The 21,770-nt window shown below is 44.5% G+C and carries 22 protein-coding genes; all 22 read left to right on the top strand.

Features of this window, described 5'->3' with window-relative positions; all coding sequences use genetic code 11:
- Nucleotides 1-223 precede the first annotated feature (223 nt).
- The 22 genes from ACG3M1_RS02480 (at nt 224) to ACG3M1_RS02585 (ending at nt 21,713) form a co-directional block, all read left to right on the top strand.
- Nucleotides 224-2,314, top strand: coding sequence for a PTS sugar transporter subunit IIC/EAL domain-containing protein (locus ACG3M1_RS02480; protein WP_395814907.1), 2,091 nt, complete (start codon nt 224-226; stop codon nt 2,312-2,314).
- Nucleotides 2,315-2,746: 432 nt separating this feature from the next.
- The gene (locus ACG3M1_RS02485) at nt 2,747-3,769 is read left to right on the top strand and encodes a Gfo/Idh/MocA family protein (RefSeq protein WP_008818343.1); all 1,023 of its coding nucleotides are present in this window, start codon (nt 2,747-2,749) and stop codon (nt 3,767-3,769) included.
- Between the two features lie 35 nt (nt 3,770-3,804).
- Entirely contained in the window at nt 3,805-4,281 is a 477-nt protein-coding gene (locus tag ACG3M1_RS02490; protein ID WP_008818344.1) for a PTS sugar transporter subunit IIB, read from the top strand.
- A 22-nt stretch (nt 4,282-4,303) separates the two neighbouring features.
- Entirely contained in the window at nt 4,304-5,068 is a 765-nt protein-coding gene (locus ACG3M1_RS02495) for a PTS mannose/fructose/sorbose/N-acetylgalactosamine transporter subunit IIC (protein WP_002607097.1), read from the top strand.
- A gap of 3 nt (nt 5,069-5,071) precedes the next feature.
- Complete coding sequence (locus ACG3M1_RS02500) at nt 5,072-5,893, top strand: PTS system mannose/fructose/sorbose family transporter subunit IID (RefSeq protein ID WP_008818345.1); 822 nt, start codon at nt 5,072-5,074, stop codon at nt 5,891-5,893.
- Nucleotides 5,894-5,998: 105 nt separating this feature from the next.
- Nucleotides 5,999-6,412, top strand: coding sequence for a PTS sugar transporter subunit IIA (locus tag ACG3M1_RS02505; RefSeq protein WP_009270260.1), 414 nt, complete (start codon nt 5,999-6,001; stop codon nt 6,410-6,412).
- Between the two features lie 19 nt (nt 6,413-6,431).
- Nucleotides 6,432-6,833: a hypothetical protein gene (locus ACG3M1_RS02510; protein WP_008818347.1), complete on the top strand. Its 402-nt coding sequence runs from the start codon at nt 6,432-6,434 to the stop codon at nt 6,831-6,833.
- Between the two features lie 15 nt (nt 6,834-6,848).
- Nucleotides 6,849-7,499, top strand: a complete 651-nt coding sequence (locus ACG3M1_RS02515; protein WP_008818348.1) for an HAD family hydrolase — start codon at nt 6,849-6,851, stop codon at nt 7,497-7,499.
- 204 nt (nt 7,500-7,703) lie between these two features.
- Nucleotides 7,704-8,627, top strand: a complete 924-nt coding sequence (locus ACG3M1_RS02520; protein ID WP_395814910.1) for a MurR/RpiR family transcriptional regulator — start codon at nt 7,704-7,706, stop codon at nt 8,625-8,627.
- Between the two features lie 377 nt (nt 8,628-9,004).
- Complete coding sequence (locus tag ACG3M1_RS02525; RefSeq protein ID WP_009270261.1) at nt 9,005-9,517, top strand: PTS sugar transporter subunit IIA; 513 nt, start codon at nt 9,005-9,007, stop codon at nt 9,515-9,517.
- A complete protein-coding gene (locus ACG3M1_RS02530; RefSeq protein ID WP_008818351.1) occupies nt 9,514-10,371 on the top strand; it encodes a PRD domain-containing protein in 858 nt (285 codons plus the stop codon). Before ACG3M1_RS02525 ends, ACG3M1_RS02530 begins: the two co-directional genes overlap by 4 nt.
- 23 nt (nt 10,372-10,394) lie before the next feature.
- Nucleotides 10,395-11,780, top strand: coding sequence for a PTS transporter subunit EIIC (locus ACG3M1_RS02535; RefSeq protein WP_008818352.1), 1,386 nt, complete (start codon nt 10,395-10,397; stop codon nt 11,778-11,780).
- 14 nt (nt 11,781-11,794) lie between these two features.
- On the top strand, nt 11,795-12,757 hold the full coding sequence (locus ACG3M1_RS02540) for a translation initiation factor eIF-2B (RefSeq protein WP_008818353.1): 963 nt from the start codon (nt 11,795-11,797) through the stop codon (nt 12,755-12,757).
- A complete protein-coding gene (locus ACG3M1_RS02545) occupies nt 12,750-13,673 on the top strand; it encodes a pseudouridine-5'-phosphate glycosidase (protein WP_008818354.1) in 924 nt (307 codons plus the stop codon). Before ACG3M1_RS02540 ends, ACG3M1_RS02545 begins: the two co-directional genes overlap by 8 nt.
- A gap of 380 nt (nt 13,674-14,053) precedes the next feature.
- Nucleotides 14,054-14,554: a type III toxin-antitoxin system ToxN/AbiQ family toxin gene (locus ACG3M1_RS02550; protein ID WP_074747659.1), complete on the top strand. Its 501-nt coding sequence runs from the start codon at nt 14,054-14,056 to the stop codon at nt 14,552-14,554.
- Nucleotides 14,555-14,834: 280 nt separating this feature from the next.
- Complete coding sequence (locus tag ACG3M1_RS02555) at nt 14,835-15,542, top strand: LytR/AlgR family response regulator transcription factor (RefSeq protein ID WP_009270265.1); 708 nt, start codon at nt 14,835-14,837, stop codon at nt 15,540-15,542.
- Complete coding sequence (locus tag ACG3M1_RS02560; protein WP_009270266.1) at nt 15,539-16,768, top strand: GHKL domain-containing protein; 1,230 nt, start codon at nt 15,539-15,541, stop codon at nt 16,766-16,768. The genes ACG3M1_RS02555 and ACG3M1_RS02560 overlap by 4 nt, the downstream gene beginning before the upstream one ends.
- Nucleotides 16,769-16,825: 57 nt before the next feature.
- Entirely contained in the window at nt 16,826-17,515 is a 690-nt protein-coding gene (locus ACG3M1_RS02565) for a hypothetical protein (RefSeq protein WP_008818358.1), read from the top strand.
- A 185-nt stretch (nt 17,516-17,700) separates the two neighbouring features.
- Nucleotides 17,701-18,162: an IS200/IS605 family transposase gene (gene tnpA / locus ACG3M1_RS02570; protein ID WP_008816099.1), complete on the top strand. Its 462-nt coding sequence runs from the start codon at nt 17,701-17,703 to the stop codon at nt 18,160-18,162.
- A 335-nt stretch (nt 18,163-18,497) separates the two neighbouring features.
- Nucleotides 18,498-19,172 (top strand): response regulator transcription factor, encoded by a 675-nt coding sequence (locus ACG3M1_RS02575; RefSeq protein ID WP_002607108.1) that lies wholly within the window; start codon nt 18,498-18,500, stop codon nt 19,170-19,172.
- On the top strand, nt 19,169-20,575 hold the full coding sequence (locus tag ACG3M1_RS02580; RefSeq protein WP_008818360.1) for a sensor histidine kinase: 1,407 nt from the start codon (nt 19,169-19,171) through the stop codon (nt 20,573-20,575). The genes ACG3M1_RS02575 and ACG3M1_RS02580 overlap by 4 nt, the downstream gene beginning before the upstream one ends.
- A gap of 73 nt (nt 20,576-20,648) precedes the next feature.
- Nucleotides 20,649-21,713, top strand: a complete 1,065-nt coding sequence (locus tag ACG3M1_RS02585) for a PepSY domain-containing protein (protein ID WP_008818361.1) — start codon at nt 20,649-20,651, stop codon at nt 21,711-21,713.
- Nucleotides 21,714-21,770 lie beyond the last annotated feature (57 nt).

Below are 21,770 nucleotides of genomic sequence, written 5' to 3' on the forward strand. Positions count from 1 at the left end.
GAAACATTATCAAAAAGGATCAACTTTGATATTTCCCTCAAATGAAGTGTGTCCTGTTCATTTCAAATAAGAAAGGGAATTTGCGTAAATCAGGAAAAATCTGCTGTTTCTATATCCTTTGCTTTTTCTGAAGATACACAGGTGCTGTGCTGCTGGTTCTATTGGAAAGCGTTGTTGCATCCCTGGTTCTATGGTAAAATAGAGATATTGTAGAGGGCAACGTATGAAAAAAGGGTACCGGAAATTTTTTGATTCCATATTTATATCGTCAATTAAACGCGGATTGATGCTGGCAATCCCTTTTCTTATCCTTGGAAGCTTTGCTTTGCTGCTGTCCAGCTTTCCACTGGATGCCTACCAGTCATTTCTGACCTCCTTTCATCACGGAGCTCTGCTTACCGTTTTTAACAGTCTGTATGAAATAACACTGAATTCGCTTGCACTGATTCTGATTATCACGATTGCACTTTCCTATGGGCAGCTGCATGCGCTGGACGATGTTTTCTTTTATCCTGTGGTGGCCATGGTTTCCTATCTGGCATTCTGCGGAGGAATGGAATATGCCAATGAGATTTTCCATCCGGAATGGGTGTTTACAGCTATGTGTATCACAATGCTGTCCTGCTGGCTGTTCCACAAGGGTATGCATTGCGGCAGGCGTTTTGAAAAGCTGCATACTGCCGGTGCGGGCTATACGTTTAACAAAGCCATACAGGGGATTTTTCCGATTGCTGCGATTGCTCTGTTCTTCGCTGTTATCGGTGCAGTGCTGCGTGCACAGTTTGGAGAAGTCAACATTACAAATTTCGGTGCCTATTTATTTATGGGATTGTTTGAAAAAGTGGGAAAAGGGCTGCCCGGTGCTCTACTGTATGTATTCTTTGCACATTTTCTCTGGTTTTTTGGAATACATGGTACCAATACGCTGCAGATGGTCGCAAAGCAGTTTCTGGAGCCCGGTATTCTGATCAATCAGCAGCTGGTACAGGCGGGACAGCTTCCAACGGAAATATTCACAAAGACTTTTCTGGATACGTTTGTCTTTATGGGAGGCTGCGGTGCTGCATTATGTCTGATTACGGCGATGCTTTTAAAAGCGAGAAAGAGTAATAACCGCAAGCTCGCCAAGGTAGCGGGGATTTCCGTTTTATTCAATATCAATGAAATTGTAATATTCGGTTTTCCGGTCATCTTCAATCCGCTGATGCTGCTGCCGTTTCTGCTTGTTCCTCTGGTTCTGACACTGACCAGTGCGTTTGCCATGCAGCTGCAGCTGGTACCTCTGCCCACACATTTCGTGGAATGGACGGTTCCGATTCTCATGAGCGGATACGAGGCATGCGGCTCTGTTTCCGGCAGTTTGCTGCAGCTGTTTAACCTGATTCTGGGGACTTTGCTGTATATTCCGTTTATTCGTCTGAGCGAAAACCAGCAGAGTGAGGAATTTGAAACGGCGGTGCGGACAATGGAAACCGATATGGCGGAAGGTGAGGCAAACGGAGCACTTCCGGATTTTCTTGATGATCACTACTTATATCATTTCCCTGCCAAAACACTGGCGATGGATTTAAAGAACGCCATGCAGCGAAATCAGATTCATATGCATTATCAGATACAGCGGGATAACGCCGAGCATATACATGGGGCGGAAGCTCTTCTTCGCTGGGAGCATCCGGTAGCCGGAAGAATTTCCTCGCCGCTGATGGTAAAGCTGGCAGAAGAAGAAAGCTTTCTGGATGAGCTTGGACTTTATATCATAAAAGAAGCATGCAAAGACGCACAGAAATTACAGAAGGAAGGTACGCCCCTGTCGATTTCTGTAAACATATCACCGAAGCAGCTGGAAAGCGCTGTATTCGTCAGGGAGGTGCGCAGAATTCTTCAGGAAGTCGATCTGCATGACATCCAGCTGATTCTTGAGGTTACGGAGCGTTCCCTGCTCAGTACCTCCGGACGTATTCTGGAGCGCATCCGGGAACTGAAGCAGCTGGGAATTCAAATGAGCATGGATGACTTTGGCATGGGGCACAGCTCGATGATGTATCTGCAGGAAAATGCATTTGATGAAGTTAAGCTGGATGGCAGTCTGGTTCGTCAGATTCTGGAAAATGAACGTTCGCGTGATATCGTGCGCGGTATCACAAGGCTTGCGGCATCTATGCAGTTTCATGTCGTTGCGGAATTTGTAGAGACCAGGGAACAGATGGAGCTGCTGAAAGCTCTGCATTGCGATATTTATCAGGGATATTATTATGGAAAGCCATGCAGCTGTGATGAATTTATTATCAAATATCTAAAACAGGAACCTCGCTGATTCCTGTTTTTTTTATGATAAGGTAACTTGTCAGTTCCAACAGCGCTACAAAAGGATCATCAGATGTGTCATGATGGGAAAAGCCCTACGGTCATAATTGAAATGGCAGGGGTAGTAAGCTGAATGCGTGCTGCAGGAAATCTTTCTGTAAAGGATGGAATACATTCGTAGTTGACAGTACCGTTTGTGTATGGATACCGTTATTCAATATTTTGCTTTTTAAAGCAGAACAAATCCTAAGCTGAAGCATACATACTGAAGCATTACTTCATACAGAGTTGCATATGCATGATGAAAGGTCTTACAAATAGTTTATACAGGCTGTTTTCGATTTAAAAGAAGTAAAACTACAAATTTATAAAAATATATTGAAGTATTACTACTTTTATGATATATTCAATGTAGCAATACTTAAAGGAAGGTGAGCAACGTATGAAAAAACTGAATATTGCTGTTGTAGGCGCGGGGATTTACGGAAAAAATCACCTGGATGCCTACACTTCAAATCCCAACGTTAATCTTGTTGCAGTCTGTGATTTAAAAAAGGAAATCACGGATAAAGTGGAACAGGATTATCAGGTGAAAACGTATAACGACATGGAGGAAATGCTCAAAAGTGAGGAAATTGATGCTGTTTCCGTAGCAACACCGGATCCGTATCATAAGGACCCTGTGATGACCGCCATACGCTATGGAAAGGATGTTCTGGTGGAAAAACCACTGGCAACTACTTCTGCAGATGCCTATGACATCATCGAGGCAGCGGAAAAAGCCGGTGTCCGTGTTATGGTGGATTACCACAAGCGCTGGGATCCGGCATCCATAGCAGTTAAAAACAAGCTTGCAGATGCAGGGACAGGAAAACCGGTACGCGGCTATATGCGTATGGATAATGTCTATGATGTCGCAATCAACTGGCTGAACTGGTCATCCGATTCCAGCCCGGTCCACTTTGTCGGAACACACTGCTATGATTTGATTCGCTGGTATATGGGATGTGAGGTCGTACAGGTGTATGCTGTGGGACATAAGGGAATCCTGCAGGAAAAGGGTGTGGATACGTATGACAGTATTACAGCAATTCTGGAATTTGAAAACGGATGCACTTGGACTGTGGAAAATGCGTGGATTCTGCCTAACGGCTTTGCGAAGGCAGATGACGGATGCTCCGAAATTCTCTGTGAACATGCAATGATTCGTGTGGATTCCCAGAAACGCGGTGTTGAATTCTTTGATGATCAAAAGCAGTATACCCCGAATATCTGCTTTATCCAGAACCATAACGGTCGTGCGATCGGCTTTGGAATTGATCCGTTAAACGATTTTGTGGATTGCATTCTCCATGATAAGCCGTTTGTCGCAAATCTGAATGACGGTTTGGAAGCAGAGCTGATTGCAGAGGCTGTGCATAAGAGTGCGGATACACGTCAGGTAGTAAAAATCGAAAGAAGATAAAGTCCCGACAGGGTAAAAGGAAAAGAGGAAAAGCTATGGGCAAACTGAATATGGTTCGTGTTGATTATCGTATGGTACATGGACAGATTGTGGCAAAATGGATCAAGTTCCGTCCGGTTGATCGTTTGATACTGGCAGATGACAGCCTGGTGGATGATCCTTTCATGGGTGATATTTATCGCATGGCAGTACCGGATCGCGAGGTTGATATTGTCAAGCTGGGGGATGTGCAGACAGCGATTGACCGAAAAAATGATACCGTGCTGCTGATATTCAAGGATGTGGCATCTGCATATACGGTATACAAAAACGGCCTTCAGCTGCCGGAGCTGAATGTCGGTGCAGTGCAGAACAGTGCACAGCGTAAAGCGGTTGTTCAGGGGGTTGCGCTTACCGTTGAAGAATACGAAAAATTAAGCGAAATGAAGGCGGAGGGTGTAAACGTGTTCCTGCAGCCGATACCGGAAAATGATCCGGTAAGTCTTGGATCGATTGAAAAGAAGCTGAAATAATGAAAGGGAGTGTGAGGTTATTATGAGTGGTACACAGTTGGTTATCATGGCGGTGGCAATGGGTCTGATGTATTGGATCGCCCGGGGAATGATTGGTGGATATTTTGCATTCTTCTTTATTGCAAGTCCTATCGTAGTAGGGGTTGTTGCCGGTTTGATTTACGGGGATTTGACAAAGGGATTGATTATCGGCGGCGGTATTGCCGCAGCGTTTGCAGGAATCATTGCGCCGGGAGGGAATCTTCCGACGGACTCGGCACTGGCGGCGACAACCGTCATACCGATTGCTTTGGCAACGGGGCTTACGGCGGAGCAGGCGATAGCATTTGCCGTTCCGATGGGACTGCTGGGCTCCTTTGTGACAAACCTGCGTAAAATGATCAATGTTATCTTTGTGCATAGAGCTGATGAATTTGCGGCAAAGGGAAACCTTTCCGGCATTACCAGATGTGCAGTGGTGTATCCGCCGCTGATTGAGATTCCATTGCTGTTTCTTCCTGTATTTTTAATTGTTATGTTTGGGCAGGATGCTATGCTGACCTTCATGAACTCCGTGCCTAGCTGGGTTATGCACGGTCTGGAGGTTGCAGGCGGTGTGATGCCGGCAATCGGATTTGCTCTGATTATGAACATGATCGGAAAGCCGAAGATGATTCCTTATACGGTACTGGGCTTCATTGTTGTAAAGGCAGTAGGTCTGAATACCCTGACAGCTGGTCTGGTCGCAGGCTGTGTTGCAGTGCTGGTTGTACTGGAAAAACGTGAAAGAGAAAAGGAGGGTGCATAGAAGATGGCTGAGGAAAGAAAAACATCATTGACAAAACGGGATGTCAACCGTGTAATCGCCAGATGGTATATTACAACGGAAATGTCACTGAATTATGAACGTATGCAGTCTATTGCATATACATATGCCTTAATTCCGGCTTTGAAAAAACTATATCCGAACAAGGAGGATATGATTCCTGCGCTGCAGCGTCATCTGGAGCTGTTTAATACCAATGCGACAGCCGGTGGTCTGATTCTGGGAACTACGCTGGCAATGGAAGAGGAAAAGGCAAACAATCCGGATGCGATTCCTTCCGAATCCATCGTTGCCGTTAAAACCGGGTTAATGGGGCCGGTTGCGGCACTGGGGGATTCCTTCAGTGCAGGGACCATTACCACTCTGTTCATTCTGGCCTCCTGCTCTCTGGCACAGGGCGGCTCAATTGCCGGCTTCTGGCTGCTGCTTCTCGGTACGATGTATACGCTTGGCGAATTGATTATTTTTACCAAAATGACCTATACAAAGGGGCGCTCTGCAATCAAGGATATCATGTCAAGTAAGCTGATGAGCAATATCATTGAAGGTGCGAACATCCTTGGTATGGCAATGATGGGTGCACTGACTGCTTCCATGGTTAATCTGGCAGTTGCTATCACAGCAAACTTTGATGAGGCAACCTTGAGCGTACAGGAAAAAATCGACGGTATCATGCCGGGTATTCTGTCCATCGGTGTGTTGTTTATCTATTATTATCTGATCAGCAAAAAGCATGTCAGTGTAGCGAAGCTTGTCTTCTTCACCATTGTGATTGCACTGCTCTGTGCCGCAATCGGATTGTTTTAAACACATAACAACATGGGAGAATACTCTCTCAGGTAATGAAACATAATCCGTATGGGCATTCCGAAAATCGGATGCCCATATGGTGCAAAATGAGGAGGAACACAAATGAAAGGAATATTATTGGCAAGTCATGGCCGTTTGGCGGAGGGATTGCTGGATACGCTGCAAATTTTCTGCGGAGAGCTGCAGCAGATGCAGGCGCTGTGTCTTCTCCCCGGTGAGGAAATCACAGAATTTATGGAGAAGCTGGAAGCTGCTATACAAAAGGTGGATACCGGAGAGGGTGTTGTGATTTTCTGCGATCTGCTCTTTGGCTCTCCCTGCAACTGCAGTGCGAGATTGCTGCAGGACGCGAAGTATGCGGAGAAAATCAGTGTGATAACGGGGATGAATTTGTGCATGGTACTGGAATATATCGGTTCCGGAGCTGCCGGCATGGACAGGGAAGCGCTGGTGGATACCGGACATAAGGGAATCGTGGATTTCAATAAGCTGCTGAGGGAACGTCAGGCAGCATAATGCAGGAGGAGATGGAGCTATGAAGGAAGAGGAGATCAGAGACATATTAAACAGCCATCAGATCTGCTTTGCGCAGCATGGAACCCTTTGTGCAACAGTGAAAGCAGGAATTGGAGCCTACCAAAACGGATTGGGTGAAATCATGCATACGATGAAGGATCATATACTGCATATCAATGCGCAGGGAATCGCTATTCTGGCGGTTGATGATATCAATGGAGCGCCGCAGGAGCATACCCTGCTGTTTCTTCCGCATGAGGATATTGTATCGACTACTATCAAAATCAAGCTGCTTCATTTTCTTTTCACGATAGAGACAAGGAAGGGGACCATCGTGTACAAGCTACATAAAAACGTACTGGCATCACCATGGCATAAAGAAAATCTCTCCTTCCTTCTGTTAAATTCACCTTCTGCATAGGAAAAAGGAGGCAGTATGAGGGCTGGAGCTATTTTTGATATGGATGGTCTGCTGTTCGATACAGAGCTGGTATATAATCAGGAGTGGTATTATATTGCAGAGCTTTACGGCCTAAAGGTTGATCCTGCGATGCTGGATGAGCTGCGTGGTACGAACGGTACCCGTATGAGTGAAATTGTGAATACATACTGGCCAAGGGTTGATGCAAAGAAGCTGACAGATGAATTGTTTGCACATGCTATCGTAACATTATCCAAACAGGTTCCCATGAAACCGGGTGTTGTGGAGCTTCTGGAGTATCTGAAGCAGCATGCAGTTCGCATGGCAGTGGCAAGCAGTGCTCCTATGGAGCTGATCAAAAGCAATCTGCGTCTGGCAGGAATAGCAGACTATTTTGACGCTGTAGTGAGCGGGGAGCAGGTAGAGCATGGAAAGCCGTTCCCGGATATCTTCCTTCTAGCTGCACAGAAACTGAATCTGCAGGCGCAGGACTGCTATGTTTTTGAGGATGGTATCAATGGTGTGAGGGCAGGCATACAGGCGGGCTGCTCTACCATTATGGTTCCTGATCTGGTGCCGCCGACAAAGGAGCTTTATGAGCAATGTACGGGTATTTATCCAAGTCTTCATGCGGTTTTACATGCGTTGCAGACATATACGTGTTAGGATACAGTCTGCCTGTCATATAGCTTTCAGCGATGATTGCAAAGGCTTATAGCGCGCCTTGTGCAGAACATATGGTACCCTTTGCCGGGAACATATTGCATTTTTTTCACTCCGTTGGTAGAATGTGATATGTAAGTGTATGCTTCATTACAAGCATCACAGATGGTTTCACCCGATGTGTGGAAGCCAAGTGAAGGAGAGTTTATGCAAGCAGTTAATATCATATCAAGTCTGGAATCGGTCATGCCGTTTCTATCCGCAAAAGAAAAAAAGTTAGGAAATTATGTATTAACCCACAGTCAGGAGATTCTTTCGCTAACCTTAAAGGATCTTTCATTGCAGGCGGAGGTTAGTGAGGCAACCGTGATCCGGTTTGCGCGCAAGCTGGGCTGTGAGGGCTATTCCGATTTCAAACTCTCCCTTTCGGCAAATCTGTCTGCCAATTTCTATAATGAGAATTCAGACATGATTCTGGATAAAATCATGCCTACAGACACACCGGATTCCGTATTGAAGAAGCTGAGTGCCTTTATTGTTACTTCTATTCAGTCTACTACGGATATCATAGATTCACAGGAGCTGGATAAGGCGATAAAGCTGATTCGGGATACAAATGAGCATAAACGTAAGATATATCTGAGCGGACTGGGCGCAAGCAGTACACTGGTGAAGCAGCTGCAGATAAAATTCATGCGGCTGAATATTCCGGTAATCTACTATGAGGATGTGCATCTTCAGCTGGAGTCCAATCTGAATATGGCAGAGGATGATTTGCTTATCTGCTTTACGACTCTGGGGAAATCGGTACAGTCACATCAGTATATCAATATTGCGAATCAGAAAAAGGCAAAGATTATTCTCATCACCCAGTATGGCAATCAGGAGCTGGCAAGCAAGGCAACGGTAACGCTGTTTGTATCGGCTGTGGAAAATAATCTGCGGCTGGCAAGTCACACGGCACTGATTGTACAGTCCCTGATCGTTGATACATTGTTTTTATCACTGGCACTTGACAATTTGCCTGAAATTCAGGAGGGTGTGGCAGAAAAGAATCGGATTTTTTCAGAGCTGGGTTATAATATGAATGATTACAAATGTTTAGAAAGTGATGGTAAGCGTAACGGATAGGAAGGTAGCGATTACTTTCCTTTTTTAATTTCTTATCCGTGCGGATGTATTTGAATGATAATATACTCATAAGTAATATACCTTGGCGTATGGAAACGATATGTGTATCGGTCGTGAGCAGGAATTAGAATCTATGAATCGACTTTATAGGCAGGATAAGCTTCAGTGCTTATAAGAAATATGTCGCGAATAAACATCATGTTAAATATTGGAAATATAAAAACTAAAAAAAGGATTGACAGAAAAATCCGGCAGTGTTTAAATAAAGGTGTAAAAAGAATATAGGAATCATAGAGTTTGTAACTTATGAAGAAAGTAAGGCAAGGCTCAAAACGCAGAGACGTTTTGGGCCTTTTCTGACGTTTATGGAGGAAATTATGAGATTACTTAGAAAAAGAAAAAGCTGTAATTCTACAGCAGACATTTATATAGCATCCCCCTGTGACGGTGAGGTACTGCCGCTGCAGGAATCAAAGGATCCCATGTTCCGTGATGCGGTATTGGGACAGGGCTGTTTTGTTTATCCGAAAGACGATTGTATATATGCGCCAGTTAATGGAGTTGTGGAGGCGGTGTTTCCAACCAGGCATGCAATTGGAATCCGCAGCCAGAGCGGTCTGCAGCTGCTGCTCCATTTTGGAATAAATACTGTACAGTTAAACGGGTTGTATATGAAAACCCATGTAAGGAAAGGAGATGTGATAACTGAAGGAAAGCTGCTTGCGGAAATGAACATTGCCGGTGTGATAAAAGCCGGCTATGATCCCGATGTGTATGTCATTATTCTTGAATCAGAGCACAAGAAGGTGACAGTTTTTGAACGGGAGGTCTATCACGGAGAGACCTTGATGGAGGTACGTGATACTACTGAAAGGATGCAGATAGAATGAGTTATACATTTGTTCGTGTTATCAATAATAATGCGATTGTAGGGGCTGATCGAAAGGGGGAGGAAGTGATTCTTCTGGGGAAGGGAATCGGTGTCCGCTGTATCAAGCACAGGCGCTATATCGTTGCGTCCAGTCTGATAGAAAAGGTGTTCGTTGTGGAAAAAAAGGCCAATGAACGCTATGTGGAGGAGCTGATTAAGTCAATCCCGTTTCCCTATATCGATACGGTAAATAAGGTTGTAGCTCTGGCGGAAAGGCTGTTGAATTATAACTTTAAGGATCAGCTGTTTCTTACGCTGCTGGATCATATTTCATTCTCCGTGCGAAGATTGCAGGCTCATGAGGATATCCAGAATCCGCTGTTACAGGAAATTCGGCAGTTTTATCCGAAGGAATATGACGCTGCACAGCAGGCGGTGGAATTGATCAATCAGGAGCTGCATGTACATTTTGATGAGAATGAGGCAGCCTTTATCGCCTTTCATTTAATCAATGCCATGTCATCGTACGGGCACAGCCTGAATAAGAAAATGACGATCATTATGAGTGAGCTGACGGATATTATTCAGGATACCTTTCAGATTGAGCTGGACGAGCAATCCATATATTATACACGGTTCATTACGCATCTGAAATATTTTCTGGGCAGAGTACTGAATGACCGGCATGAGAACAGCTTTTTGCGTGAGGAACAGAATATGCATGAGCTGGTAAAGGAAAAATATCAGTCTGAATGGGAATGTGCTTTGCATATCCGGGAGCATCTAAAGCAGAAATACAGGGTGGATACCTCGGATGAAGAGCTTGGATATCTGACCATGCACATTGTACCAATGCTGACGAAAAGAAAATAATCTTGAAAATGGAGGAAGTAACCATGGCAATACAAAAACAAAAGCTTGCGGCCGATATACTGGAATATGTCGGCGGTGTAGACAACGTCCGTGATGTAGCACACTGCATGACGAGACTTCGTATTGTTGTAAAGGATGAAAAAGCGGTGCAAATGAAGCAGCTCGAGAAGCTGGAGGGGGTTATGAAAGTCGTCATTCTCGGGGGACAATATCAAATAGTATTAGGTGGTATAGTTGACGACATCTTTGATGAGGTAGCGGCAGTATGCGGGGATCGGGTCAACATAAATGAGGAAATGATTGCAGAGAATCTGGATGCAGAGACAAAAAAGGGAAGACGTTCTCTTCTCGGTATGCTGGTGGAAACGATTTCAGCTATTGTTACACCGATCATCCCGGCGATGCTTGCCTGTGGATTTATAAAAACGCTGGCTGTTTTATTCACTGTCGTCTTTAAGGTTGACGAAGCAAACAGTACCATACAGGTACTGAATGTGGTATCGGATACACTGTATGCATTTTTCCCAGTCATCATCGGATGGTCGGCTGCCAAGAAATTTAAAACAAACATGGCAGTTTCTCTGGTGATTGTGGCATTGCTTGTGAATCCGGCATTTACAGGGCTGTTTGCGGATGGTGCAAGTGTAACCTTTTTGGGAATTCCTGTAACGGATGTTTATTATGGAAGCTCTGTTCTTCCAGCGATTTTATCTATTTATCTTCTTTCCAGGGTGGAAATGCTGCTGCGGAAAATCATTCCGGGAGCATTGAGAAGTATTTTCGTGCCATTTCTGAGCACCCTGACCGTATTTCCCCTGTTGATTCTGGCAATCGGTCCAATCGGTGTCTGGGGAGGAAATCTGTTTGCCTCCCTGTTTACCAGTATGTATGACTTCAGTCCGATACTGGCAGGAGCATTGATTGGAGGCACCTGGCAGATACTGATTATTTTCGGAATGCATATTGCGATTCTCGGTCTGGTTTCCGTACCGAATATTGCAGCTTATGGAAGAGATACGGTGATTATGACACATGCTCCAAGCCTGATTTGTCAGGTTGCGGCAGGTCTGGCGGTTGGCTTAAAGGCAAAAAATCCTGAAATCAAGAAGAATGCGATTACGCTGTCATTGACTTCATTTTTTGCGGGCAGTGTTGTTGAACCGGTCATGTACGGGATCAATCTGAAGTATAAAAGGCCGTTTATCGCAGTTTGTATTGGCGGTGCGATTGGCGGTGCAATCACAGGGGCAAGTCTGGCGGGGACAACAGCAGCAGTAGCATTCAGTCTGTATACGATTCCCGCATATCTCGGTGCCGGCTTTACCGGCCTGCTGATTGGCTGCGGTGTAGGAGCCTGTGTTACCTTTATCCTGACCTGGATTATGGGATTCGATGAAAAAGCAATATAGAGAGGAGCGTTTATATGCGTGTAAAGGACATACAATTTAAAAATGCTGAGCATGTAATTGAAGAAATCAAAAGTATGAATGTAAAGGGCGGTAGTCCGTTTGGCAGAGCTGCTGCATGGGCATTCCGTCTGGCCTGTGAGCAGGAGGAATTTCAGGATACGGGGCAGTTACAGAAACGCATGGAGCACATCGCACAGCAGATGCTGGACTTAAAGCCCACCATGGCTACGATATTCAATACCTGGCAGCTTGTGAAACAGACAATGTTGAAAGAGAAACAGGATGTATACCGGCAAAAGCAGGCAGTGATCAGCCTGTGCTCCAATATCATTGCGTATTCATTTGAGGCGGTAGAGCAGCTTGGAGTGTATGGGGCTTCGCTGATACAGGATGAAGAGGTCATCATGATGCATAGCTATAGCTCAACGCTGATGGGTATTTTTTTGAAGGCGGCAGAAATGGGAAGAAAATTTACAGTCATCTGTACGGAATCCCGTCCGTTGAGAGAATCCAGATTGGCAGTGAACATGCTGAGAAGTGCAGGCGTTTCGGTGATTTATATCACAGATGCATCCATATATGAATTCCTTCCAAGAGCCGATATGGTTATTATGGGAGCGGATACCCTGTGTGCCGATGGTTCTGTCGCAAACAAAATGGGAACGGCTATGATTGCCGGATTAGCGAAGGCCTGTAAGAAAAAAGTGTATATCGCCAGCGAACTATATAAACTAGACTTGCGTACGCAGGTTGGCTATCGGGTTGTTCTGGAGCGTCGCAGCGCATGGGAGATTCTGAATAAGGATGATTTTGATTCTCTGGATGGAATTGATGTTGTGAACCAGTTTTTCGATATCACACCGGCTTCCGATATTCAGGCGATTATTTGTGAATATGGAATTATCCCGCCTGCGTCTGTATTGAATTTCTGGAAGGATTTGGAAAACCATGTGAAGGGAGACGGGAATAATGGGTAAGTACATAGATTATCTGGATATTCAGGAAGAGGTAAAGGCAGCGCTTGAGGAGCATCGTGGAGTTGTGGCACTGGAGTCAACCATCATATCCCATGGCATGCCGTATCCGCAAAATGTGGAAATGGCAAAAAATTGTGAACGCATTATCCGAAAAGCAGGTGCCGTGCCTGCAACGATCGCCATCATAGACGGCAGAATAAAAATTGGTCTTTCACAGGAGGATTTGCAGAGGCTGGCCAGTGCGGATACTGTGATGAAGGTTTCCAGAAGAGATCTGGCAGTGGCAGTGGCTGAAAGGCGAATGGGGGCAACCACTGTGGCAACAACGATGATGTGTGCAGCCATGGCAGGTATTCAATTCTTTGTGACAGGTGGTGTCGGTGGCGTTCATCGGGGCTATGAGGAAACGATGGATGTTTCAGCCGATCTGGAAGAGCTTGCACAAAGTGATGTAACGGTAATCTGTGCAGGTGCCAAGTCCATATTGGATATTCCGCGCACGCTGGAATATCTGGAAACAAAAGGGGTAACTGTTATCGGCTATCAAAGTGATACACTTCCTGAGTTTTTCACAAGAGAGGGTTCCTGCAGACTACAGCAGCGTATGGATACGGTAGAGGAAATTGCACATATGCTGCATGTGAAAAAGGATTTGGGAATAAAGGGCGGTGTTCTTGTAGCAAATCCGATCCCGGAAGCATATTCCATGGATGCAGCTTATATCAATGCAATGATCGAGAAAGCATTGGAATGCGCAAAGGCTCAAAATATTAAGGGAAAGGATACAACGCCATACCTTCTGGCACATATTGTGAAGGCAACACAGGGAAAAAGCCTTGCGGCGAATATTCAGCTTGTGTATCATAATGCGGAAGTGGGTGCGGCACTGGCTAATGCATATGCCAAAAAAGAATAGCTTTCTAAGTTGGCATACATGAAGAGATAAGGAAAGATGGATCTGGTAATCTTTCCTTCTTGCATTTTGTGCACTATGTTATAAATAATTCCAATTTTATTTGTTTTATAAGTGTCGTTTGAAATTTATAAAAGTTTTTTCTAAAAAATTTTTAAACAGATGTGACATGTCTTCGTTTCTGTAGTACTATAATAATGAAGGTAAAAAGCGGTGTACTCTACCTTGGAGAAATCTAAAAGTGAGAGCTAAAAAAGCGGTGTACTCTACCCTGGAGAAATCTAAAAGTGAGAGCTAAAAAAGTGGCTGGCGCAAGCTGGCTTTTTTAAATAAGGGGTGGTTATGTGTGGTGATTCAAAAATAAAAGGGTACAGTTTTTACAAATAGATGTTGCATATACTGATTATTTAAGAAAACACATTGATTTGGGAATATCTGCTGAACACCGGGAATCGGTGAGTGAAATGCGTCCATTTATCGGTATTCTTATGACACATGATGATATTGAATATGTCATTCCTTTAACATCACCTAAAGATAAGCATAAAAATATGAAAAATACGATGGATTTTCATAAAATAAATGGAGGGAAGTGGGGAGCGATAAATTTCAATCATATGTTTCCTGTTTTGCATGATCCTTCTGTTTATAAAATAATAAGGCCATTAAAAGATGTGAATACATACAGTAATCTGTTAATAAACCAAATCTCGTGGCTGAATAAAACAGAAAATAAGGAAATGGTTTTAAAAAAAGCAGAGAAGCTTTATGAAGCATATGTAAACGATACCTTACAGGATAAAATAAAGAAGAGGTGTTATGATTTTAAAAAGCTTGAAAAACACTATAAAGAATATATAACACAGACATTATCACAAAAGTAATAATATGATGAAAAAGCTTCAATAGGAAGTTTTTTTATTTAAACGAACAATTAACAAAATCTGCATAAGTATTTGTATTGTGCGTTGATTTCCGTAAGCTTGTGTCTGATCATTCCTTTGCCCTATAAGCATACCACGGCGTAATGGAATGAAAGGAATGTGTAATCGGAAAGAAGCAGGAGATTTATGACAGGGACAGAAATTTCCATACTTGAAAAATAAGGGGTAGAAACAAAAGGGAACATGGTATAATAAACTATAAAGACAAGGGGAGATACCGATGTATCATATAGCAATTCTGGATGATGAAAGAAAAGAAGCAGAGCATATAAAAGAACTGGCAGATGTATATTTTGACAGGAAGGAACTGATGCAGCGGCGCATTGATATCTTCCATAACGGAAATGAGCTGCTTGCGCATGTAAAAGCCATCCCCTGTGATCTGCTGTTTCTCGATATTGAGGTGGGGCAGGAAAATGGTATAGAGATTGGCAGAAAGCTGCGTCAGATAGCACCGGATATGATTATCGTTGTTATCACAGGATATTTAAAATACAGTGTGGAGGGCTACAAAATTCAGGCTGCACGCTATCTGTTGAAGCCGGTGAATGCACAGCTTTTATACAGTGAGCTGGATGAGGTGCTCTCTCTGGATGACCGACAGACACTCGTTCTGGAGGAACGTGATACGTATCATAGAATCAAGCGAAGAGACATCCTGTATGTCGAAACAATGGGAAGAGGCACCCGCTTTCATACCCCGGAGGGAACATTTGAAAGCAGAGAAAGTCTGAGTATATGGGAACAACGTCTGGATGCTGCCTTGTTTGTGGAATGTCACAAGGGTATCCTCGTCCATGTACGCCGCATCGTATCGATGGAGAAAGACACGATTCTGCTTGAAACCGGTGAAACACTGCCTCTGGCAAGACGACGTGTGGAAACTGTGAAGGCGGTATGGCGCAGCTTTCAGGAGAAGTACGCATGAGCTTGTTCCTGCGGGTCTTTGAGATTTTGATGATGTGCACGCTTTGCTATTCCTACCATGAAACTATGCGTTCGCAATACCGTTCCTCACTGGCTAAAATCCTGCCCTATCTGATAACCGGATTCTTTCTGATTCTCATATCGCCCTGGCTTTCTATAACCATACTGCGGATTTTGCTGGCGGTTCTGCTCTGCCTGTCCATCCTGCTGTATCGCAACGACTGGCGGTCCCATCTGTTTTTTATCGGTTCCCTGATAGCCGGTGCGATTATCGTTCAGATCATCAGCACGCAGAATCCAGCCTTTCATGCAGAGCCTGCAGACTGGCTGCAGGGCTGTCTGTATTGCGGAGTCGTATTTCTCATACAGCTGCTTCTGTTTTACTATCGGCATGTTCAATATGAACAGCTTTATGTGCCTGTTTTTGCCGGTGCGGCTTTTCTCTATTTAATCATTTGTGCCTATATAGGAAGTCAGGGGATACATGTGGATACCGGTATCATCTGCAGCCTGCAGGTGCTGGTGATACTGGTGATGAAGCTGTATCGGATCTGCTTCTGTCTGGAAATCCGTCGGGAAAAGGAGCTGCAGGCGATGGTGAAGACACAGCATATGGTGGAAAACAGAGAGCGCTATGAACGCATTCAAAAAGAGAATGCATACATCATGAAATCCATGCATGACTTAAAAAAGCATGTGGAGCTGCTGGAACAGATGAAGCAGGGAAATCCTGCGGTTGATGACTATCGTAGTGATATTATTGTGAAAACTGAGCATATGCTGAATGTACAGAAAACAGGTGATGAGCTGATTGATAAGATATTACAGCTGTATCATCCGCGTTTTCAGGTGGCAGGGATTCGCTTTCAGCTGGAAAGCGATGTGATAGATTACAGCTTCATGGATCCAATTGATCGCTGTGCGGTACTCTGCAACATGCTGGATAATGCACTGGAAAGCTGTCTTGCCGCAGAGGAGCCGTTTATTTTACTGCGCATGGTGGAACAGCATTCCACGATTCTGTGGAAAATGAAAAACAGCTGTATACGCATGGAACAGGAAAAAGAGGACGCATTTGCACATGGCTTCGGCATGCAGAATATAAGAGATATCGCCCGTCATTATCAGGGAACACTCAGCGCCGGCTGGGAACGCACACATCTGCTGTTTCGTACAACGGTAGCCTTCGATAAACCGCTGATGTCGGAAAATGAACCGCTTATGTAAAAACGCGGGCAAGGTGAACTTTTACGGATATAATGATAGCGAAAGAAGGGATATATCATGTCAGAAAATATGAAATTCAAACGAAAGGTATTAAGTAGAAAAAAGATTATTTCAAGCTTTCTGGTTGTTCTTGTTTTGTCATTATGTCTGGGTGGCTTTATGTACGGTCTTGCGGATAGCTTTGAGGATTTTGCGGATATCCGTATCCTGCAAATCGGCTTCCTTGTACTGTTTCCGCTTTTTACTGTGATTATGTGGGTGCCGCTGTGTCTGGGCGGCGGTCAGATTTATGATATGCGTGAGGATGCACTTGTCATTATTCCGGCATATAAGGATCGTCAGAAATGGAATATGATCCTGCATGTGTTATGCAGTGATGATGTGACACCGTTTCTGCAGGAAATACGATATGAGGATATTGATCATGCGACCTTCACGGTGGATCGTAAGGCCGGTGTATGGGGTCTGTCCAGATACACCTATCTGTTGAAGCTGTATAAGGAAAAGGATCTGTTTGTGACTCTGTATATCAATCCTATGGATAACGGTATTCTGCTGCCTGCCGGTAAAGGCGGAATATTGCTGACCGGCTTTCGCACAAGTGAGGATATTCTGAATATGATGCAGCTGATCACGGCCGGCGGTATGCGCCTGGAGGATCCCCACCATATCCTGGATGCGATGAAACGAAGAGATATCGAAATCTACGATTATCTGGAAAGTCTGCAGATCAAAAGAAGATATTAAGCAACAGAAAGCGTCACCCTGTGTAATTCGCAGCAGGGTGGCTTTTTTTGTAACAAGAAAACCACCTGTTATACAGGTGGTTCTAAAAAGCTTAAGCTATAAGAAAAGTAACAAAAAAAAGAAAACCTCCGATATAATGTAAGTGGCTTGGCGGTCACAACAAAATAAAGGAGGTACCATAAAATATGGATACAGAAAGTTTAGCACACACAAAATGGAATTGCAATTATCACATCGTTTTCGCGCCTAAGTATAGAAGGCAAGTAATATATGGAAAATTGAAAAAAGATATAGGAAAAATACTAAGAGATTTATGCGCGCGAAAAGGTGTTGAGATAATTGAGGCGGAATTATGCAATGATCATGTGCACATGTTGGTAAAGATTCCACCCAAAATGAGTATCTCGTCATTTATGGGATATCTGAAGGGAAAGAGCACATTGATGATATTCGAGAGACATGCGAATTTGAAATATAAATACGGGCAACGTAAATTTTGGTGTCGGGGCTACTATGTCGATACAGTGGGAAAAAATAAAAAAGTAATAGAAGAATACATAAGGAATCAAATTTACGAGGACAAAATGTATGATCAAATGAGCATGAAGGAATTTGTAGACCCATTCACAGGTGAAAAAATAAAATAGAGGACCCCTTTAAGGGGTACAAGTAGCAGAGTGCAACCGTCAAGTCTTTCTCACCGTACCTTTAGGTGTAGCAGGGAAAGGAGCCTTATAGGCTCAGAGAAAACTACCAGTTATACTGGTAGTTTTATTGAAGTAAAGCTGTTCACAGTAAACTAAAAGAATAAAGATAAATTGCTGCTGTTGAAAAACACGTAACCTTCAGAGGACGCAGGTATCAAATTCTTGAAAAGACTGTGGAGAATGGAGCATAATACTGCTAAGATAAAAGTGATAGCTTTCTCATGTTACTTTCATATTTGTATGATACTATGGAAGCAAAGGAAGGAGATGCAGGAATGAGACTATTGTTTGCAGAGGATGAACGTGATCTGAATGATATAGTATGTCAAAAGCTCAGAAAGGAAGGCTATACGGTAGATGCCTGCTTTGATGGAGCGGAGGCTCTGGAGTTTCTGGCTGTTGCCGATTACGATGCTGTAATTCTTGATATCATGATGCCGGTGATGGACGGCTATGCGGTTTTGAAGCAGCTGCGTGCTGAGGGAAGAATGACACCTGTATTGTTTCTGAGTGCGCGGGATTCCATTGAAGACCGTGTTCTGGGGCTGGACAGCGGAGCTAACGATTATTTGATCAAGCCGTTTTCCTTTGCTGAGCTGATGGCCAGAATCCGAACGATGATCCGTCTGTCCAAGGGAAGTCAGACCTCCCTTCTTCAGGTCGGCGATTTAACTCTGGACACGGCTACGCATACAGTGCACCGCGCAAATAAGCTGATACTGCTTTCCGCAAAGGAATATGCATTGCTGGAATATATGCTGCTGAATAAAAATATCGTGCTTTCCAGAGAAACTATTGAGGAGCATATCTGGGATTTCGATTATGCAGGAGGCACGAATCTGGTAGATGTTTATATCAGCTATCTGCGTAAAAAGATCGATGGCGCATCCACCTGCAAGCTGATTCATACAGTACGAGGAAGCGGTTATGTAATAAAGGAGCCTTCATGAAGCGTCTGAGTATTCGTGCGAAAATCACGCTGTGGTTTGCACTGGCCATGAGTGTTCTGGCTGCCCTGACACTGGGCTGTGTGTGGATGATCAGTGATAATGTCGTACAGAAAAACATCAAGGACTCTCTGGTGGAAATGGTCAGTGACAATGTGGACGAGGTAGAGTATTACAGAAATAAGGAGGATGCCAATCCGGATGGCGACAGAGATATTTACATACAGTATAAAAACGGGTATCTTGAAATTGATGATGACTATCTGGATCAGATGAATGGGATATATACCACCTTATATAAGGAGGATTATGAGCTGCTGTATGGAGAAAATCCAATAGCAGAGGCAAGCGGAGATATTGCCTTTGCTGATAATAAATTGCAGACACTTCGCTATAAGGGAACAACGTATTATCTGTATGATCGCTCCTTGAAGGGAGAAGGCATGGAGGATCTGTGGCTGCGCGGCATAGTATCCCGCAGTCAGGGAGCACGCTGGATGGATGCAATCGTTATCCTTTCCATGTGGCTGATTCCCGTATTGATTTTACTGGCACTTGCGGGCGGGTATTTTCTGGCAGGCCGGTTTCTGCGCCCGATTCAGCAAATGATACAGGCAGCCTCCGGTATTCAGCAGGGACAGGATCTGAAGAAGCGGATCGAGCTGAATAAGGGACAGGATGAATTGCATCAGCTGGCAGATACCTTCAACGGTATGATGGATCGGCTGGAGGCGTCCTTTCAGGCGGAAAAGCAGGTTACCAGAGATATGTCCCATGAGCTTCGCACCCCGGTAACGGTGATTCTTTCCCAATGCGAGCTGTCACTGGAGGAGGAACAGGACAAGAGTACCTATGCGGATGCATTGCGGCTGATTCAAAGACAGGGACAGAAGATGTCCGTCCTTATCAATGATATGCTGATGATGACACGCATGGAGCAGAAAAGGGATAGCATATGCATGGTGAAGCTTGACTTCAGCAGCCTATGTGCTTCCGTTTGTGAGGATCTTCGCTTGATACGCGAGAAGAACATCGCGCTGAGCTGGCAGCTGGAAGAGCATGTGTTGGTCATGGGAAACAGGGAGCTGCTGCAGCGTCTGCTTGCAAATCTGATTGCCAATGCGTATCGCTATGGAAAAGAGCACGGGCATATTCAGGTTGATCTGAAGCAGGAACACGCAGAGGTCTTATTATCGGTGACGGATGACGGCAGGGGAATTGCGAAGGATCAGCTTGCACATATATGGCAGCGGTTTTATCAGGCGGATGCTTCCCGCAGCAATCAGGGGAGCGGTCTGGGACTGGCGATGGTACAGGAGATTGCGCAGCTGCATCATGGCTATATGAAGGTGGAAAGTGTGCAGGGAAAGGGCTCCTGCTTTACCTTCTGTGTACCGATGAAATAAATATGTATTCTCATATTGCTTTCATCTTTCTCTGCTATACTACTGGTGTAAAGGAAATAAAGGAGTGAATGAGATGATGAAAAAAATACAACAGCTTTCCACATCTGTGAAGGCATTACTGGCAATCGGCGGTATCTCAGTTTTAGCAGGCGGTGGTGTTATAATAACGAACGCGATGGAAGCAGACAGCCGTATCGATGCGGACAAGGCAAAGGAAATTGCATTGCAGGATGCCGGTGTGAAAGCTACAGCGGCACAGTTTGAAAAGGCGGCATTGGAAAAGGATGACGGACAAAGCGTATATGAGGTGAAATTCCATACGGATGAGCATGCCTATGAATATACGATTACCGCAAAGGACGGACATATCCTGGATCGGGATGTGGACACATGGAAACAAGGCCCCGCAGCAGATACGTCCCCGATTTCGCTACAGGATGCAAAGAATAGGATGCTGAAGAATGCAGGGCTGAAGGAACGTGACGGAACCTTTCTCAAGGCTTCCTTAAACAAAGAGGATGCGCAGGAGATTTACGAGCTGAAATTTAAAACTGCACAGAAGACATATGAATACAAGCTGCTCGCAAAGGATGGGACGATTCTGGAAAAGGATATGGAAACGAATGCAGCTTCAGGCAGTGAACCAGAAAACAACAAGGGCAATTCAACAGCCTCACAACAGCTGATCAGTAAAGCAGATGCCAGAAGCAGAGCGCTGCAGGATGCCGGTGTGAGTGCAAAAGCTGCGACCTTTACAAAGACAAAGCTGGATTATGAAAATGGCAGGCAGGTATATGAAATCGAATTTGTGACTGCGACTATGGAATATGATTATGAGCTTGATGCAGAAAGCGGGGCTGTCAGAGAACGAAAATCTGAACGGCTGGAAATTCAAAATCAGGAGCAGTCAAAGCCATCCGCTTCCTATATCGGAGTGGATCGTGCAAAAAGCACAGCACTCTCACACGCCGGTCTGCAGGCAGGCAGTGTGACCTTCACCAAGGCGAAGCTGGAAAACGATGACGGTATGTCGGTATATGAAATTGAATTTCGCAAAGGCTCCACAGAATATGAGTATTCAATTGATGCATACAAGGGGACAATTCTGGAATGGGATAAGGAAACGGATCACGACTAAGCGGCAAGCGGACGACGTGAGATAAGACAGGGGACGTTGCTGCACCTTGCTTATCGC

It is taken from the genome of Clostridium sp. 10cd* (assembly GCF_044336395.1).
Classification (GTDB): Bacteria; Bacillota_I; Bacilli_A; order Erysipelotrichales; family Erysipelotrichaceae; genus Clostridium_AQ; species Clostridium_AQ innocuum.